This window comes from Amycolatopsis sp. DG1A-15b, assembly GCF_030285645.1.
Classification (GTDB): Bacteria; Actinomycetota; Actinomycetes; order Mycobacteriales; family Pseudonocardiaceae; genus Amycolatopsis.
In genome coordinates this window covers 1,379,103-1,396,061 of the sequence record NZ_CP127296.1, presented here as the reverse complement: position 1 = coordinate 1,396,061, position 16,959 = coordinate 1,379,103, and the positions used below count along the sequence as shown (strand labels likewise).

Annotated in this window: 15 protein-coding genes; 10 read left to right on the top strand and 5 right to left on the bottom strand. The window is 72.2% G+C overall.

Translation table 11 applies throughout. The features are described 5' to 3' along the window. Positions 1 to 7: 7 nt before the first annotated feature. Positions 8 to 682, bottom strand: a complete 675-nt coding sequence (locus QRY02_RS06490) for a GntR family transcriptional regulator (protein WP_285990589.1) — start codon at positions 680 to 682, stop codon at positions 8 to 10. A gap of 76 nt (positions 683 to 758) precedes the next feature. Here QRY02_RS06490 and QRY02_RS06485 point away from each other — a divergent pair, with 76 nt between their 5' ends. Next, a complete protein-coding gene (locus QRY02_RS06485) occupies positions 759 to 1,535 on the top strand; it encodes an NAD(P)-dependent oxidoreductase (protein WP_285990588.1) in 777 nt (258 codons plus the stop codon). Here the strand turns inward: QRY02_RS06485 and QRY02_RS06480 are convergent. From QRY02_RS06480 to QRY02_RS06470, 3 genes are read right to left on the bottom strand one after another with little or no spacing between them, the layout of a single operon-like run. Further along, entirely contained in the window at positions 1,521 to 2,885 is a 1,365-nt protein-coding gene (locus tag QRY02_RS06480) for an MFS transporter (protein WP_285990587.1), read from the bottom strand. The two genes, QRY02_RS06485 and QRY02_RS06480, sit on opposite strands and share 15 nt — an antisense overlap. Before the next feature lie 18 nt (positions 2,886 to 2,903). Continuing rightward, the gene (locus tag QRY02_RS06475; protein WP_285990586.1) at positions 2,904 to 3,818 is read right to left on the bottom strand and encodes an amidohydrolase family protein; all 915 of its coding nucleotides are present in this window, start codon (positions 3,816 to 3,818) and stop codon (positions 2,904 to 2,906) included. After that, a complete protein-coding gene (locus QRY02_RS06470) occupies positions 3,815 to 4,840 on the bottom strand; it encodes an amidohydrolase family protein (protein ID WP_285990585.1) in 1,026 nt (341 codons plus the stop codon). Before QRY02_RS06470 ends, QRY02_RS06475 begins: the two co-directional genes overlap by 4 nt. Before the next feature lie 186 nt (positions 4,841 to 5,026). On the opposite strand from QRY02_RS06470, the gene QRY02_RS06465 reads away from it, so the two are divergent. After that, the gene (locus QRY02_RS06465; protein WP_285990584.1) at positions 5,027 to 7,318 is read left to right on the top strand and encodes an ATP-binding protein; all 2,292 of its coding nucleotides are present in this window, start codon (positions 5,027 to 5,029) and stop codon (positions 7,316 to 7,318) included. A 372-nt stretch (positions 7,319 to 7,690) separates the two neighbouring features. On the opposite strand, the gene QRY02_RS06460 is transcribed toward QRY02_RS06465, so the two are convergent. Continuing rightward, positions 7,691 to 8,845, bottom strand: a complete 1,155-nt coding sequence (locus tag QRY02_RS06460) for an acyl-CoA dehydrogenase family protein (protein WP_285990583.1) — start codon at positions 8,843 to 8,845, stop codon at positions 7,691 to 7,693. A 77-nt stretch (positions 8,846 to 8,922) separates the two neighbouring features. Here QRY02_RS06460 and QRY02_RS06455 point away from each other — a divergent pair, with 77 nt between their 5' ends. The 8 genes from QRY02_RS06455 (at position 8,923) to QRY02_RS06420 (ending at position 16,910) form a co-directional block, all read left to right on the top strand. Further along, positions 8,923 to 9,678, top strand: a complete 756-nt coding sequence (locus QRY02_RS06455; protein WP_285990582.1) for an arsenate reductase/protein-tyrosine-phosphatase family protein — start codon at positions 8,923 to 8,925, stop codon at positions 9,676 to 9,678. After that, complete coding sequence (locus QRY02_RS06450; protein ID WP_285990581.1) at positions 9,675 to 10,049, top strand: VOC family protein; 375 nt, start codon at positions 9,675 to 9,677, stop codon at positions 10,047 to 10,049. The genes QRY02_RS06455 and QRY02_RS06450 overlap by 4 nt, the downstream gene beginning before the upstream one ends. A 9-nt stretch (positions 10,050 to 10,058) precedes the next feature. Continuing rightward, positions 10,059 to 11,006 (top strand): threonine ammonia-lyase, encoded by a 948-nt coding sequence (locus QRY02_RS06445; protein ID WP_285990580.1) that lies wholly within the window; start codon positions 10,059 to 10,061, stop codon positions 11,004 to 11,006. Positions 11,007 to 11,142: 136 nt separating this feature from the next. Further along, positions 11,143 to 12,312: a glycosyl hydrolase gene (locus QRY02_RS06440; protein ID WP_285990579.1), complete on the top strand. Its 1,170-nt coding sequence runs from the start codon at positions 11,143 to 11,145 to the stop codon at positions 12,310 to 12,312. A 15-nt stretch (positions 12,313 to 12,327) separates the two neighbouring features. Continuing rightward, entirely contained in the window at positions 12,328 to 13,602 is a 1,275-nt protein-coding gene (locus tag QRY02_RS06435) for an extracellular solute-binding protein (RefSeq protein WP_285990578.1), read from the top strand. A 70-nt stretch (positions 13,603 to 13,672) separates the two neighbouring features. Next, a complete protein-coding gene (locus tag QRY02_RS06430) occupies positions 13,673 to 14,605 on the top strand; it encodes a carbohydrate ABC transporter permease (protein ID WP_285990577.1) in 933 nt (310 codons plus the stop codon). Beyond that, positions 14,602 to 15,420: a carbohydrate ABC transporter permease gene (locus tag QRY02_RS06425; protein WP_285990576.1), complete on the top strand. Its 819-nt coding sequence runs from the start codon at positions 14,602 to 14,604 to the stop codon at positions 15,418 to 15,420. The genes QRY02_RS06430 and QRY02_RS06425 overlap by 4 nt, the downstream gene beginning before the upstream one ends. Beyond that, positions 15,420 to 16,910 (top strand): beta-N-acetylhexosaminidase, encoded by a 1,491-nt coding sequence (locus QRY02_RS06420; RefSeq protein WP_285990575.1) that lies wholly within the window; start codon positions 15,420 to 15,422, stop codon positions 16,908 to 16,910. Before QRY02_RS06425 ends, QRY02_RS06420 begins: the two co-directional genes overlap by 1 nt. Positions 16,911 to 16,959 lie beyond the last annotated feature (49 nt).

The window sequence follows — 16,959 nt, the reverse complement described above, 5'->3', positions numbered from 1 at the left end:
CCGCAGGTCAGGAGTGGAGCGGGGAGACCTCGGCGTCGGCCGCCTTCAACGCCTCGATCACGCTTCCCAGATGGGCCCGCGCGGCCTCGGCCGCCTGCTCCGGCCGGTGGACGCAGATCGCGTCGATGATCGCCAGGTGCTCCGGGAGCGAGACCTGCGGCCGTCCCGGGCGCATCGCCAGCCGGAACTGGTGCCGGACGCTCTGCCCGCGAAGCCGTTCCAACACCTGGGCCGCCGTCCGCTGGCCGCTGATCTCGCGGATGCGGTGGTGCAGCCGCTGGTTGAGGCCCGAGTACCCGACGACGTCCCCGCCCGCCACGGCCGCCTGCATCCGCTCGCCCAGTTCGCGCAGCTCGCCCACCTCGGCGTCCGAAACGCGCTCCGCCGCCTTCGCCGCGCACAGCGACTCCAGCATCATGCGCACCTCGGAGATCTCGACAGCCTCCTCGAGCGACACCGCGCGCACCCGGGCGCCGCGGTTCTGCACCCGTTCGATGAGCCCTTCGTTGGTGAGCTCGATCAGCGCCGCCCGGACCGTCGCCCGGCTCGCCCCGAACCGGTCCGACAGGTCCGCCTCGACCAGCCGCTGGTTGGGCACGAACTCGCCGCGGACGATGGCGTCGCGGATCGCCGCCACCGCGGACCGCTCCCCCGGCTGCCGGTCCGGTGCACTCTCCGTCATAGCCTCGGCTCCGTTTGTTGACAATTTTGTCGAGCACATCGTGTACTCGATCGTAGCTGGCGAGGAGGATTTTGCTATGACCGGAACCATCGCCGTACTCGGCCTGGGCGAAGCGGGCGGCGCACTGGCCCGCGACCTGGTGGCCGCCGGCGCCCTCGTGCGCGGCTACGACCCGGCGGTGCCCGCCACCGGAGGCGTCGTGCCCACCGGCTCGGAAGCCGACGCCGCGCGGGGTGCCGACCTGGTCCTGAGTGTCAACAGCGCGTCGGCCGCCCTGCGGGCGTTCGAAGCCGGGCTGGCCGGGCTGCGCGAGGGGGCTGCCTGGGCCGACCTGAACACCGCTTCGCCCGGCGCCAAACGCGAACTCGCCGCCCTCGCCGCCGAGCACCGGGTCCCCTTCGCCGACGTGGCGATCATGGCCCCGGTCCCCGGCCGCGGGCTGCGGGTGCCGATGCTGGCCACCGGGCCCGCCGCCGACGTGCTCGCCGCGACGCTGAACCCGCTCGGCGCGGCCGTCGAGACGATGGCCGGCGAGGCCGGGCTCGCCGCCGAACGCAAGCTGCTGCGCAGCGTCTTCTTCAAGGGGATGTCCGCCGCCGTGGTCGAGGCGCTGCACGCCGCCCGCGCCGCCGGCTGCGAAGACTGGCTGCGGAGGATCGTCGTCGCCGAGCTTACCGCCGCGGACGCGTCCACCGTGGACCGGCTGGTCGGCGGCTCGTACCGGCACGCCGTCCGCCGGACCGCCGAGATGGCGGCCGCCACCGAGATGCTCGGCGAACTCGGCGTGCGGGCGGACGTCGCCGCCGCGGCCCGCGACCAGCTGGCGCACATCGCCGATTCACCGGATCGGTGACGCGCCGGCCGGCGCCGAGGTGACGCGGCCGAGCCGCGCCTGCCGGGTCCGCGGGCCGAAGGCCGCCAGCACCAGCGCGCCGGCCAGCCACGTCCCCGCGATGAAGAAGAACACGCTCCGGTAGCCGCTGCCGTTGTACAGCCCGGCCACGATGAGCGGGCCCGCCGCGTTCGACAGCCGGCCCAGGCCATACGACACGCCGGTGCCCAGTGACCGGCCGCGCGTGTCGAACAGCTCCGGCGAATACGCGTAGCCGAGGGCCGTGTAGCCGCGCTCGAACATGTTGACCAGGAAGCCGAACACCACGATCAGGACCGGGTCGAACGTCAGCCCGTAGAGCAGCCCGCACAGCGCGATCACCGTGCCGAACGCGACCAGGCACCACTTGCGCTCGAAGCGGTCGGTGACCAGGGCCGCCAGATAGGAGCCCAGCGGCGCGCCGACCGTCGTGAGCGCCACGTAGAACACGGACTTCTCGACGCTGAAGCCCTCCTTGGCCAGCAGTGTCGGCGCCCAGCTCGAGTAGCCGAAGAACCCGATCGTCTGCGTCACCCACAGCACGGTGAGCAGCAGCGTCGGCAGCAGGTACTTCTTGCGCAGCAACAGCCGCAGCGGCGCCTTCGCCACCGCGGCCTCCCCCACCGGTGGCGCCGGCTCCGGCAGCGGGCCCTTCTCGGCCGCGACCTGCGCCTCGATCTCCCGCAGCACCGCGTCGGCCCGGGTGTGCTCGCCGCGGCTTTCGTACCAGCGGGGCGACTCCTTGAGCCGCCGGGTGAACAGCACGAGCAGGACCCCGAGCGCGCCCCACAGGTAGACCAGCCGCCAGGCCCAGTCGCCGAGCGGGACCACGACGCTGGCGATCAGGTTCGTCACCGGCGTGCCGCAGATGCCGATGACGATCGCGTAGGCCTGGTACTTGCCGCGGTTGGCCGCGGGGTACAGCTCGTTGACGTAGATCACCGCGACCACGGTCATCGCCGACAGGCCCGCCGAGGTCAGGACCCGGAACACGCCGAGCGACACGATGTCCCACGAAAACACCGCCGCGAACGAGAAGACGCCGAACCAGACGGTCGTCAGCACGAGCGCGTTCTTCCGGCCCCAGCGGTCGGCGATCGTGCTCGCGATGACCGACCCGAAGAACATGCCGACGAACGACAGCGAGGTCACGTACGCGACCTGGTTGACCGTGACGCCCCAGAGCTTGATCAGCTTGGGCGCGGTGGTGGCGAAGCTGTTGATGTCGGCGAACTCGAAGAAGTAGGCGAACGAGACGGCGAACAGGGTGACCTTGTGGAACCGGGAAATCGGCAGGCGGTTCAGCCGGTTGAGCGCGTTGGCGTGCTGCATTGCATGCCCTTCGGGGGTTCAGGCGGTTTCGCCGGGCCAGTAGAGGCGCATCGGGTTGTCGACGAGCAGCTTCCGTTGCGCGTCCGGGGTGTCCGCGAGGTGCGGGACGTGGTCGACGAGCAGGCCGTCGTCGGGCATGTGGTGCTTCAGGTTCGGGTGCGGCCAGTCGGTCCCCCACAGCACCCGGTCCGGGAACTCCTCGACGACCCGGCGGGCGAACGGCACGACGTCGGTGTAGGCGTGGCGTTCACCGTCCAGCGCCGGGGGCCCGGTCACGGTGAGCCGCTCGGGGCAGCTCACCTTCACCCAGACGTCGTTCGCCCCGGCGAAGTCCAGGAACCGGCGGAATTCCGGGCCGTCGACCGGCTGGGTCACGTCGGGGCGGCCCAGGTGGTCGATCACCAGCGGGGCGGGCAAGCCGCCGAAGAAGGTTTCGAGTTCGGGCAGGTCGGCGGCCTCGAAGTAGAGCACGATGTGCCAGCCGAGCGGGGCGATCTTCTTCGCGATCGCGCTCAGGCCTTCGCGGGGCGAGGCGTCGACCAGCCGCTTGACGAAGTTGAACCGCACCCCCCGCACCCCCGCCGCGTGCAGCGCCCGCAGTTCGGCGGCACCGACGTCGGGCCGGACGGTCGCGACCCCGCGCGCCCGGCCGCCGGCGGCCCGGACGGCGTCGACCATCGCGGAGTTGTCCGCGCCGTGGCAGGTGGCCTGCACGATGACGTTCCGGGCGACACCGAGGTGGTCGCGCAGGGCGAACAGGGCGTCCTTGCCCGCGTCGCACGGGGTGTACTTGCGCCCGGATGCGAAGGGGAACTCCGCCTGCGGGCCGAACACGTGGCAGTGGGCGTCGACCGCTCCCGGCGGCAACCGGAAGTCCGGTGTGGACGGTGCGGCGCACCAGTCCAGCCAGCCGGGCGTCCTGGCCGCGGTCACCGGCCCTGCCCCTTCAGCAGCGCGTCCAGCCGCGGGTAGACGGCCCGGGCGTTGTGCTCCCGGATGTCCGCCCAGTCCTCTTCGGACAGCCGAGCGGCTTCGGCGTACCGGCGGGTGTCGTCGAAGTGGTGCCCGGTCCGCGGATCGACGCTGCGGACGGCGCCGATCATCTCCGACGCGAAGAGGATGTTGCGCGCCGGGATGACGTCGAAGAGCAGGTCCGAGCCCGGCTGGTGGTAGACGCAGGTGTCGAAGAAGACGTTGCCGAGCACGTGCTCCTCCAGTTCCGGCTTGCCCAGCGCCATGGCCAGGCCGCGGAACCGGCCCCAGTGGTAGGGCACCGCGCCACCGCCGTGCGGGATGATCAGCCGCAGCGTGGGGAAGTCGGTGAACAGGTCGCCCTGCACGAGCTGCATGAACGCGGTCGTGTCGGCGTTGAGGTAGTGCGCGCCGGTGGTGTGGAACGCCGGGTTCACGCTGGTGCTGACGTGCACCATCGCCGGGACGTCGTACTCCACCATCTTCTCGTAGACCGGGTACCACGACCGGTCGGTGAGCGGCGGGGCCGTCCAGTGGCCGCCGCTCGGGTCGGGGTTGAGGTTGAGCGCGACGGCGCCGTACTCCTCGACGCAGCGGGTCAGCTCCGGGACGCAGGTGGCCGGGTCGGCGCCCGGGGACTGCGGGAGCATCGCGGCGGGCGCGAACCGCTCCGGGTAGAGCGTGCTGACGCGGTGGCAGAGCTCGTTGCAGATCGCCGCCCACGCCGCCGAGGTCTCGAAACCGCCGACGTGGTGGGCCATGAAGGAGGCGCGGGGTGAGAAGACCGTCAGGTCGATGCCGCGTTCGTCCATCAGCCGCAGCTGGTTCGGCTCGATCGTCTCGCGCAGTTCGTCGTCGCTGATCCGCAGGTCGGCCGCGGTGGGCGCGGCACCGGAGCCGGCCAGCGCGGCGATCTGGCGGTCGCGCCACGCCGCGAGCGCGGGCGGGGCGGTGGTGTAGTGGCCGTGGCAGTCGATGATCAAGGTGGTCCCTCGTCGCTTCGGGTCTCGATACCGGCACCCTAATCGTCGATGAGATTGTTAACAATATCTACGACGAAGTCCGTCGTGGGGGCAACCTCGCGTGATCAGAGAGGCATCACGCGTGATTGGCGGGGCATCAGCCGTGATCGAAGGGACGACACGGGGCCGCGGACCTAGACTCTGCGCATGGGTGCCCGTTCCCGCCGAAGCGCCGGCAACCTGCCGGCCGAGCTGACCAGCTTCGTCGGCCGGCGCCATGAGCTCGGGGAAGCCAAACGCCTGCTGTCCACGGCCAGGCTGGTCACGCTGACCGGCGCCGGTGGCGTCGGCAAGACGCGGCTGGCGCTGCGGGTCGCCGCCGACGTGCGGCGGGCCTTCCCGGACGGCGTGTGGCTGGTCGAGCTGGCCGACGTCGGTGATGCGCACCTGGTGCCGAACACCGTGGCGGCGACGTTCGGCCTGCGCGGCACGAGCGACCAGGCCGCCGGGCTCGCCGAGTACCTCGAGGACAAGCAGCTGCTGCTGGTGCTCGACAACTGCGAGCACGTCGCCGACGAGTGCGCGACGCTGGTCGCGAAACTGCTCGCGGTCTCCGGCGGGCTCCGGGTCGTCGCCACCAGCCGGCACACGCTGCACGTGGAGGGCGAGCACCTGCTGCACGTCGAGCCGCTGCCCGTCCCCGGCGACGAGGACACCGGCGGCGGCCCGGTCGAAGCGGTCACGCTGTTCGCCGATCGGGCGGCGGCCGTCTGCCCCGGCTTCGAGCTCACCCCGGACAACCGCGCGACGGTGAGCCGGATCTGCCGGCGGCTGGAGGGCATCCCGCTGGCCATCGAGCTGGCCGCCGTCCGCGTGCGCGTGCTGGCGGTCGACCAGGTCCTCGAGCGGCTCGACGACCGGCTCGGCCTGCTCACTTCGCGTCCCGCCACCGTGCAGCCCCGCCGCCGGACCCTGGAAGCGGCGATCGACTGGAGTTTCGAGCTGTGCACCCCGGCGGAACAGCAGCTGTGGGCGCAGGCGTCGGTGTTCCCCGGCGGATTCGACCTCGACGCCGCCGAGCGGGTCTGCGCGCCCGCGCAGGACGGCGGCAGCGCGCTGGACGTCGTGACCGGCCTGGTCGACAAATCGGTCCTCAGCCGGCAGAACGGCACCTTCGGGCGGCACGCCTGGTACCGGATGCTGGAGACCGTCCGCGAATACGGCGGCGCCCGGCTGGCCGAGGGCGACGAGGCCGGCGTGCGGGCCCGGCTGGCCGGGTACTACGCGGACCTCGCACGGCGCTACCGGACCGAGGGGTTCGGCCCGCGGCAGTCGGAGTGGCTCGGCCGGCTCCGCCGCGAGCACGCCAACCTCCGGGCCGTGCTGGAACACTGCCTGTCCGGGTCCGGACGGGCGAACCAGGCGCTGGACATCGCCGCTTCGCTGTGGAACTTCTGGTTCGGCGGCGGCCTGGTGCCGGAGGGCTGCGGGTACCTGCGCCGCGGTCTCGAGCAGTGCGGCGAGCACACCCTGGTCCGGGCCAGGGCGCTGTACGCGATGGCGTTCCTCGCGATCCAGACCGGCGCGCCGCACGCGGAACTGCTGGCGGAGCTGGGCGAGCTCGCCGAGGAGTTCGACGACGAACGGCTCCGGGCCGGCCACGCGGAGTGTGCCGGCATGGCCACGTTCTTCACCGGTGACCTGACCGGCGGTGAAGAACTGCTGGAGCGGGCGCTGGCCGGGTACCGCACGGCCGGTGACGCGCTGCTGGTGTTCGACACCCTGATCCTGCTGGCCGCCGCGCGCTTCTTCCTCGGCGATCCGCGGGGCGCGGCCGCCGCGGAGGAGGCGCTCACCCTGACCGACCGGCACGGCGCGCGCTGGTCACGAGGCTACGCGTTGTGGGCCGTCGCGATCCACCGCTGGCGGGCCGGAGAAGCGCGGCAGGCCGCCGATCTGCTGCACGAGGCCGTCGCCCTGCGGCTGCCCGACCGGACGCTGCTCGCGTTCCTCATCGAGGCGCTCGCGTGGTGCCACTCCGCCGAAGGCGAGCACGGCCGGGCGGCCCGGCTGCTCGGCGGCGCCGGCGCGGTCTGGCGGCTCAGCGGCGCCCGCGTCGGCGAGATGAGTCCCTACCAGGGTGTCGACGAGCAGTGCGCCGCTTCGGCCCGCAAGGCGCTCGGGGACGACGCCTTCGACACGGCGTTCGCCGAGGCGGCCGGCTTCAGCCTCGACGAGGTGATCCGGTACGCGCTGCGGGAACGGCCCGCCACCCGGGTGGCGGCCAAGGCGGCCGAGCCCGGCGGGCTGACCCGGCGGCAGCGGGAGATCGCCGAACTGGTGGCGCGCGGGATGAGCAACAAGGAGATCGCGGCCGCCCTGGTCCTCAGCGGACGGACCGTGGAAGGGCACGTCGAGAACATCCTGGTGAAGCTCGGCCTCACCTCGCGCACCCAGGTGGCTTCGTGGCTGGTGGGGCAGCCCGGGCCACCCGCGTAGCCATCCGGGTAGTTTCCCCGGTCCGCTCCCGTCCCGTTCGGACGATCCTCTTCCCCGCGACCATTCACCGCCCGGAGGAGGACGAGGTGTCCATCGACTCGGCGCCGCAGACCTGTCCGCAGTGCCGGCGTCCCACGGTGTTGATGTCCCACGCCTGGGGCCGGCAGTGGGTGCACCTCGGTACTTGGCGCCCGCAGTGCGGCACCCCGCCCTGGACGGTCCATTCGGGACAAACCCGGACACGGCCCACCGGGTAGGCCATTTCGGACCAGCCGGGCACGCGGCGCCACCTCGCGTCGCCCGGCAGAGCGTGGTGGGGCCGTGCCTTCCCCTCCCCCCAAGTCGGCACGGCCCCACCACGCTCGCCCCGCCTCAGCCCAGGCGGTGGCGCCGGATCAGCTGCCGGGTGATCACCGTGCGCTGGATTTCGTTGGTGCCCTCGCCGACGATCATCAGCGGCGCGTCGCGGAAGTACCGTTCGACGTCGAACTCCGTGGAATAGCCGTAGCCGCCGTGCACGCGAACCGCGTTCAGGGCGATCTCCATCGCCGTCTCGGAAGCGAACAGCTTCGCCATGCCCGCCTCGAGGTCCGCGCGCTCACCGGAGTCGTAGCGGCGGGCGGCGTGGTGCACCAGCTGGCGGGCCGCCTCCAGCTTGGTGGCCATGTCGGCGAGGAGGTTGCCGACCGACTGGTGCTGCCAGATCGGCTTGCCGAACGTCTCGCGTTCCTGGGCGTACCGCAGCGAATCCGCCAGCGCGGCCCGGCCGACGCCGAGGGCGCGGGCGGCGACCTGGATGCGGCCGATCTCCAGCCCGCGCATCATCTGCGCGAACCCCCGGCCCTCTTCCCCGCCCAGCAGCGCGGTGGCCGGGACCCGGAAGTCCGAAAAGGACAGTTCGCAGCTTTCGACGCCTTTGTACCCCAGCTTCGGGAGATCGCGTGAGACGTGGAAGCCCGGGCCCTTCTCGGCCAGGAGGATGCTGATGCCCGCGTGTGCGGGCTCGGCGTGCGGGTCGGTCTTGCACAGCAGGGCGACCAGCTGCGAGCGGCGGGCGTTGGTGATCCAGGTCTTCGCGCCGTCGACCACGTAGGACTCCCCGTCACGGCGGGCGGTGGTGCGCAGGGCCTGCAGGTCGGAACCGCCGCCGGGCTCGGTCAGCGCCATCGTCGCGCGGACCTCGCCGGTGGCCATCCGCGGCAGGTAGCGCTCCTGCTGCTCTGGAGTGCCGTACGTGACGATCAGCTTCGCGACGACGGTGTGGCCGCCCATCGCGCCGGCGAGGCTCATCCACCCGCACGCCAGTTCCTCGGTGACCTCGGCGTAGCACCGGGCCGAGACCGGCGTGCCGCCCAGGGGTTCGGGAACGGCGAGCCCGAAGACGCCGAGTTCCTTCATCCGCTCGATGAGCGCTTCCGGGTAGGTGTCGGTGTGGTCCAGTTCCCGCACCACCGGCCGGACGTCGTGGTCGACGAAGTCCCGCACCACCGCGACGATCGCGGCCTCCTCCTCGGTCAGCCCGTCCATCCGCTGTCCTCTCGCTCGGCTCGCACCCCCATCATGACGGGCTTTTCCATCAAACCCGTTTGATGTATTGTCCGGGGATGGCCTCCGAGCCGCCCGTGTTCGTCCGTCTCGCCGCCCACCCGCTGCGGTGGGCGCTGCTGACCGCGCTCGCCGGCGGTGACCTGCGGGTCCGGGAGCTGGTGGAGCGCGTCGGCGAGCCGCAGAACCTGGTCTCCTACCACCTGCGGCTGCTGCGCGGCGGCGGCCTCGTCACCGCCACACGCAGCAGCTTCGACGGCCGGGACAGCTACTACCACCTCGATCTCGACCGCTGCGCGGGCGCGCTCGCCGAGACCGGTGCGGCCCTGCATCCCACCCTCGATCCCACCCTGCACCCCGGGCTGCGCCCGGAAGTCCCGCGCCCGCACGGGCGGGTCGCCGTGCTGTTCCTCTGCACCGGCAACAGCGCCCGCTCCCCGATCGCCGAAGCTCTGCTGCGCCGGCGAACCGCCGGCGAGGTGACGGTGACCAGCGCGGGCAGCCACCCGAAGGCCGCCCTGCACCCCGGCGCGATCCGGGCGCTCGGGGAGTTCGGCATCGACGTCCGCGAGCAGCGGCCGCGACACCTGGACACGGTCGCCGGGCAGCGGTTCGACCACGTCATCACCGTGTGCGACAAGGTCCGCGAGGTCTGCCCCGAGTTCCCGCACCACCCCCGGCGCCGCCACTGGAGCATCCCGGACCCGGCGGCGGATCCCGGCTCCTTCGCGCACACGGCGGCGGAGCTCGACACACGTGTCCGGCACCTGCTGCCGGAACTCGTTGCCAACCAGGACAAGGAGGTCCGGCCATGAGCGAGCAGTACGCGAGTGTCCGGTACGTCGTGGACGACGTCCCGGCGGCCATCGGCTTCTACACCACGCACCTGGGCTTCACGGTGCGGATGAGCGCGGCGCCGGCGTTCGCCGACGTCACCCGCGGTCCGCTGCGGCTGCTGCTTTCCGGCCCGGCGAGTTCCGGCGCCCGCGCCACCCCCGCGGACGCCTCCGCCGCCGGCCGGAACCGCATCCACCTGATCGTCGCGGACCTCGACGCGGAGATCGCCCGGCTGACCGACGCCGGAGTGGCGTTCCGCACCGAAGTGGTGTCCGGCCCCGGCGGACGCCAGATCCTCCTGGCGGACCCGGCCGGAAACCTCGTGGAGCTGTTCCAGCCCGCACACTAGGCTTCCGCCGTGCCGGAAACGCGCCTCGACCTCGCCCGGATCCAGGCGGCCCGCCAGGTGATCGACCCGGTCTTCCTGGACACGCCGCTGTACCCGTGCGAAGCGCTGGAACCGGTTCTCGGGTGTTCGGTGAGCATCAAGCTCGAGACGGCGAATCCGGTGCGGAGCTTCAAGGGCCGAGGCACCGAAGTGGTCGTCAGCGGGCTCGCCGGGGCGGTGGTGTGCGCCAGTGCGGGCAACCTCGGCCAAGCCCTCGCGTGGTCCGGGCGCGGGCGGGGGCTCGAGGTCACCGTCGTCGCCTCCCGCCACGCGACGGCGGCCAAGCTCGAGCGCATCCGCGCGCTGGGCGCCCGGCTCGAACTGGTGGACGGCGACCACGAATCGGCCCGCGAGCGCGCGGCCGCCATCGCCCGGCACGACGGCATCCGGCTGGTCGAAGACAGCCTGGACCTCGAAACCTGCGAGGGCGCGGCGACCATCGGCCTGGAGCTGGTGGACGCCGCGCCGTCGTTCGACGCCGTCCTGATCGCCCTCGGCGGCGGCGCCCTCGCGACCGGGGTGGGGCACGTGGTGCGGTCCCGGGCCCCCGGCACCGAAGTGATCGGCATCCAGCCGGCGGGCGCTCCCGCGATGACCCGCTCCTGGCACGCCCGGCGCGTCGTCACCACCGGCCCGACGAACACGATCGCCGACGGCGTCGCCGGGCGGCGGCCGATCCCGGAGGTCCTGGCCGACCTCCTCGTCGTCGCGGACGACACCGTCCTCGTCACGGAGGCGTCGATCATCGCGGGCATGCGGCTGTTGCTGGAGCACGCCGGCCTGGTCGTCGAACCGTCGGCGGCGCTGGGCATCGCGGCGATCCTCGAGGACCGGGACCGCTTCGCCGGCCGGCACGTGGTGACCGTCGTGTGCGGCGGCAACGTGGACATGAGCGCCTACCGCGACTGGGTTCGCTGACCGCCACAGAAATTACCAAAGGTAAGTTTTGCCGCCTCCTTGACTTTACCAATGGTCAGGGAGGAAGGTACTGGCCACCTGATTCGTCTAGACCAATCGGCGCTCCCCGCGGCAGGCCATCCCCAGGAGGAGACCCATGTCCCGCAGCAGCATCCGGACCACCACCGCAGCCTTGACGAGCCTCGCCACCGCGGCCATGGCCGCCCTTGTCCTGTCCGGCGGGGCCGACGCCAGCCCGGCGTCCGCCGCCGCCGGCTGCGGTGTGCTCTTCGACGACTTCCACTACTCCTCGCCCAGCGACGGCGCCTTCGGCGGCGCCGGGTGGACCACGCGCAACGACGTCGGCAGCCCCGGGGTGCCGGGCGCGCGCTGGCTCACGAGCAACATCAGCTTCCCGGCCGTGAACGGCGAGCGCGTCGCCCAGCTCACCGCCACCACCGACGGCAGCGCCGCCGGCACGACCCACGCGGAGCTGTACCAGAACCAGCTGCGGTTCTTCGAAGGCACGTACGCCAGCCGCGTCCGCTTCACCGACGCGCCGGACAGCGGCCCCGACGGCGACCACGTCAACGAAACCTACTTCACGATTTCCCCGCTGCGGTACGACCGCGACCCGCTCTACAGCGAACTCGACTTCTCCGAGTACCTGCCCAACGGCGGCTGGGGCGGCTCACAGGCGAACTACCAGACCAGCTGGTACACCTACTGGAACAACCCGACGTGGGACGGGCTGCGGACGTCCACCGCGCAGAACCGCAGCCTCGCCGGCTGGCACGACATCGTCACCCAGGTCTCCGGCGGGCACGTGAAGTACTACATCGACGGCGTGCTCACCGCGGACCACACCACCGACGCGCAGGGCAACCCGGTGTACCCGCGCACCCCGATGTCGATCAACTACAACATGTGGTTCATCGACACCGCCGGCCACAGCGGCGGCACCAGCGCCTACACCGAACAGGTCGACTGGACCTACTACGCGGGCAACCAGGTCGTTTCCCCGGCCGATGCCGTCGCGCAGGCCGGGCAGTACCGCTCCGCCGGAACGTCCCATGTGGACAGCGTCAACGGCTGCACCACGCCGACCACCCCACCGGCGGCCACCACCACGCCGCCGACGGCCACCACTCCGACCACCCCGTCCCAGCCCGCGAACTGTTCGTCGGCACCGGAATGGGACTGGGGCACGGTGTACCTGGAAGGTCAGCGGGCCAAGCACAACGCCCACCTCTGGCAAGCGAACTGGTGGACCCAGGGCTCGGAGCCCGGCGTCACCGCCCAATGGCGCGACCTCGGCCACTGCTGACGCTCAGGAGCTCCCATGCGCAGACGCACCCTCGCCGCCGCACTGGCCGTCACCGCCGTGACCGCCACCGCCTGCGACACGGTCACCCCCGCTCCCGCCGCCCACGGCGGCGAGCTGACCGTCTGGCTGATGAACGGCGACCTCGGCGACAAGGCCACCGCGGCGATCGGCGCCGCGTTCGAGAAGGCCACCGGCGCGAAGGTCACCGTGCAGATCCAGGAATGGGACAACATCAATACGAAGATCAGCACCGCACTGGCCCAGGACACCACGCCGGACGTCATCGAAATCGGCAACACCGACGTCCCGCTGTTCGCCGCCAACGGCGCGCTGACCGACCTCACCCCGCACCGCGACGAGCTCGCCGCGGGCCAGAACTGGCTGCCCGGCCTGGCCGGACCGGCCACTGTGGACGGACACCTCTACGGCGCGCCGCTGTTCGCCGGCAACCGCGCGGTGATCTACGACAAGCAGGTCTGGGCCGACGCCGGCGTCACCGCCCCACCGAAGACGCTCCCGGAGTTCACCGCGGCCCTGGACAAGATCAAGGCGAAACACCCGGCCCCGGACTACTCGGCCTTCCACTTCCCCGGCCGGTACTGGTTCGGCGCCCTGCAGTTCGTCTGGGACGCCGGCGGGCAGCTGGCCACGCAGCGGGACGGGAAGTGGACCGGCGCCCTCGAAAGCCCCGAGGCGCTGAAGGGGCTGCAGGCGTGGAAGGACTTCCAGAACGCCTACTCCTCCCCCGCGTCCCGCAACGTCGACACCAAGGCCCCCGACCAGGCCGCCATCTTCTCCGCCGGCGGGGCCGCGGCCATCCTCGACACGAGCGTCAACACCGTGCTCAAGAACAAGCCGGAGCTGAAGGACCGGCTGGGCACGTTCCCGTTCCCGAGCGCCACGCCCGGGAAGACACAGCCGGTGTTCCTCGGCGGCTCGGACCTCGCCGTCGCCGCCAAGAGCCGCAACCAGGACCTCGCGCTGGCCTACCTGAAGGCGGCGACGGACCCGGCCGTGCAGCGGGACGCCATCGCCGGCATCGACGGCTGGACGCCGATTTCGACCGAGCTGATCGACCGGATCACGCCGACGCTGCCGCCGCTCAACGTCGCGTTCGCCACCGCGGCGAAGACCAGCGTCGCCACCCCGGCCGCCCCCGGCTGGGCGACCATCGAAAGCGACAAGTCCATCAACACGTTCTTCGCCGACATCGCCACCGGGCGCCGGCCGATCGCCGACGCGGCCCGGGAGTTCAACGCCCACCTGACCGAGGCGCTGGGCGCCCGCTGACCGGCGGGGTGGCCCGGCCGACCGCCGTCCCCGCCGAGCCACCCCGCCCCTGTTCCGCGAAGGAGTCCTCGTGCTGCTCGAAAAGGCGCCCACCCGGGAAAGAACGGCGGCCCGCCGCCCCCGATCCCTGCTGCCCTACGGCCTGCTCCTGCCCGCGGCCGCGCTGCTCGGGCTCGTGCTCGGCTACCCGCTCGTCCGGCTGGTCGTCATTTCGCTGCAGGACTACGGGCTGCGGTCGCTGTTCACCGGCACGACGCGCTTCGCCGGCGGGGACAACTACGCCGCTGTCCTCGCCGATCCCCAGCTGGCCGGAGTTCTGGGGCGCAGCCTCGGGTTCTGCGCCGCGCTGGTGGCGGGCACGCTCGTGATCGCGTCCGGCGTCGCGTTGCTGCTGCGAGGCCTGGGCCGCCGGATGCGCACGGCGGTCACCCTCTGCCTGATCGCGGCGTGGGCCCTGCCGAACGTGGCGTCCACCCTGGTCTGGCAGTGGCTCTTCCAGCCCGGCTACGGCGTGGTGAACTGGCTGCTGACCCGGCTCGGGTTCGGAGACCTCACCCAGCACGACTGGACCACGACCCCGGCGTCGGCGTTCACCCTCGTCTGGCTGCTGGTCGTGTGGCAGTCGGTCCCGTTCGCCGCGCTCACCCTGCACGCCGGCCTCTCGCAGATCCCGCGGTCCTACTACGAAGCCGCGGCGCTGGACGGCGCCGGGGCGTGGCGGGTGCACCGTACGATCACCGTCCCGTTCCTGCAGCCGATCCTCGGCCTGGTCACCATCCTCTCGGTCATCTGGGACTTCACCGTGTTCAACCAGATCTGGATCCTCACCCAGGGCGGCCCGGGCGGCGGCACGACGACGCTCGGCATCTGGACCTTCACGCGCGCCTTCAGCCGCAACGACTTCGGCCAGGGCGCGGCGATCGCCGTCGTCTCGGTCGCGCTGCTCGTCGGCCTGACCGCCGTGTACGTGCGGCGGCTCGTCCGTTCCGGGGAGGACCTGTGATCCGGCGGCTCGGCCGGAACACGGCGGCCGCCGTGTTCTGCCTCGTGTGGATCTTCCCGGTCTACTGGATGGTGCTCACCGCGTTCAAGCCGGCGGGCAAGATCCTCAGCCCCACCCCCGAGTTCCTGCCCGTCGACGTCACGCTGGACAACTTCGCCGGCGCGGTCGCCAAGCCCGGGTTCGTCCAGGACCTGGCCAACAGCGTCGTGGTCGTCGTGGCGGTCGTCCTCCTGTCCATCGTGGTCGCGTTCCTGGCCGCGACGGCGTTGACGCGCTTCCGGTTCTTCGGGCGGCGCAGCTTCCTCATCGGTGTGCTGGTGCTGCAGATGGTGCCGGTGCCCGCGCTGGTCATCCCGCTGTTCCTCGGCCTCAAGAGCGCGCACCTGCTCGACACGCTGCCCGGGCTGATCCTGACCTACGTGGCGCTCGTGCTGCCGTTCACGATCTGGACGCTGCGCGGGTTCCTGCACGGCATCCCGGTCGAACTGGAGGAAGCGGCGATGGTCGACGGCGCGACGCGCGGGCGGGTCATGCGTTCGGTCCTGCTGCCGCTCGTGCTGCCCGGGCTGATCGCGACCAGCGTGTTCGCCTTCATCACCGCGTGGAACGACTTCCTGTTCGCCTACGTGATCATGAAGGACAGCTCGGGCTACACACTGCCGGTCTGGCTGGTTTCGTTCAGCACCAGCACGGGCACCGACTACGGCGGCCTCATCGCCGCGTCGACGCTGTTCGCGCTGCCCGTCGTCGTCTTCTTCGCGCTCGTGCAGCGCCACCTGGTCGAAGGCATGACCGCGGGCGCGGTGAAGGGCTGATGCTCGTCCCCCGCCCCGCGCGGCTGACCCGCCGCGCCGGTTCCTGCGTGCCCACCGGGATCCTGGCGGGCCCCGGCACCCACGGCCCGGCCCGGCTGCTCGCCGCGTACACCGGGCTTCCACTGGTCCCCGGCGGACCCGTCATCCGGCTCGCCCGGAAACCGGGGCTCGGGCCGGAGGAGTACACCCTGGAGGTCACCCCCGGCCGCGCGCTGCTCACCGCATCCACGGAAGCGGGCCTGCTCGCCGGGGTGCAGACCATCCGCCAGCTGCACCCGCGGCTGCCGTGCCTGACGATCCGCGACGCGCCCCGCCTGCCGTGGCGCGGGGTACTGCTCGACGTCGCCCGGCACTTCCTGCCGCTCGCCTTCCTGCGCGAGTTCGTCGACCTGCTGGCCCTGCACAAGTACAACGTCCTGCAGCTGCACCTCACCGACGACCAGGGCTGGCGGATCGAGATCGGCGGGTGGCCCCGGCTCACCGAAGTCGGGGCCTGGCGCGCGGAGTCGATGGTCGGACCGGCGGGCAGCGGCGTCTTCGACGGCGTGCCGCACGGCGGCTTCTACACCCAGCGGGAGCTGCGCGACCTGGTCGCCTTCGCCGCGGAACGCGGGGTGCGGATCGTGCCGGAGATCGAGCTGCCCGGGCACGTGCGCGCGGCGCTGGCCGCCTACCCTTCGCTGGGCAACCGGCCTTCGGTGGCACAACCGGTGTGGACGGAGTGGGGCATCAGCCCGGACATCCTCGGCGTCCACGACGAGGCCTTCGCGTTCTGCCGGGATGTGCTGGCGCAGGTCGCCGGGGTGTTCCCTTCGCCGTACCTCCACATCGGCGGCGACGAATGCCCGACCACGCAGTGGGAGACCAGCCCGGACGCGCGGGCCACCGCGGCCCGCCTCGGGGTGCGCCCCGCCGAACTCCACCCGTGGTTCCTCGGCCGGCTGCACGACGTCGTCGCGGAGCTGGGCCGCCGGGCCGTGTGCTGGGACGAGACCGGCCACGCCGCGGGGCGGCTGCCCGCTGACCTCGTCGTCACCGCGTGGCGCGACCCCGCCCACGGCGCGCTCGCCGTCGCCCGCGGCCACCAGGTCGTCATGGCACCGCACACGTCGACGTACTTCGACTACCGGCAGAGCGGGGACCCCGGCGAGCCGCCGCGCGGACCCGTGACGACCCTCGAGGACGTCTACCGCTTCGATCCCCTGGCGGGCGGGCTGCCGGTCAGCGAGGGGACGGCGCCCGGGGTGCTGGGCACCCAGGCCCAGCTGTGGACCGAGCACGCGCCGACGCCCGAGCACGTGCGGCACCTGGCGTTCCCGCGGCTGTGCGCACTGGCCGAACGGGCGTGGTCGCCGCCGGGCCACGGTTATGCTGATTTCGACCAGCGCCTGGCCGGGCACCTCGACCGGCTGCGGGCGCTGGGCGCCCTGCCGAAGGAGCGCGTCCGGTTCGCCGGCGCGCACGGAGTATCCGGGAAGACGGTGCCTTGACCGCTGTGTCATCCGGGGCTTCCGCCGCCCGGAACCCCCGAAAAGAAGG

What these genes read in the sequence shown, in the direction of transcription:
- QRY02_RS06490 (WP_285990589.1), bottom strand. Translation starts at nt 682, where the DNA reads ATGACGGAGAGTGCACCGGACCGGCAGCCGGGGGAGCGGTCCGCGGTG.
- QRY02_RS06485 (WP_285990588.1), top strand. Translation starts at nt 759, where the DNA reads ATGACCGGAACCATCGCCGTACTCGGCCTGGGCGAAGCGGGCGGCGCA.
- QRY02_RS06480 (WP_285990587.1), bottom strand. Translation starts at nt 2,885, where the DNA reads ATGCAGCACGCCAACGCGCTCAACCGGCTGAACCGCCTGCCGATTTCC.
- QRY02_RS06465 (WP_285990584.1), top strand. Translation starts at nt 5,027, where the DNA reads ATGGGTGCCCGTTCCCGCCGAAGCGCCGGCAACCTGCCGGCCGAGCTG.
- QRY02_RS06460 (WP_285990583.1), bottom strand. Translation starts at nt 8,845, where the DNA reads ATGGACGGGCTGACCGAGGAGGAGGCCGCGATCGTCGCGGTGGTGCGG.
- QRY02_RS06455 (WP_285990582.1), top strand. Translation starts at nt 8,923, where the DNA reads ATGGCCTCCGAGCCGCCCGTGTTCGTCCGTCTCGCCGCCCACCCGCTG.
- QRY02_RS06450 (WP_285990581.1), top strand. Translation starts at nt 9,675, where the DNA reads ATGAGCGAGCAGTACGCGAGTGTCCGGTACGTCGTGGACGACGTCCCG.
- QRY02_RS06440 (WP_285990579.1), top strand. Translation starts at nt 11,143, where the DNA reads ATGTCCCGCAGCAGCATCCGGACCACCACCGCAGCCTTGACGAGCCTC.
- QRY02_RS06435 (WP_285990578.1), top strand. Translation starts at nt 12,328, where the DNA reads ATGCGCAGACGCACCCTCGCCGCCGCACTGGCCGTCACCGCCGTGACC.
- QRY02_RS06420 (WP_285990575.1), top strand. Translation starts at nt 15,420, where the DNA reads ATGCTCGTCCCCCGCCCCGCGCGGCTGACCCGCCGCGCCGGTTCCTGC.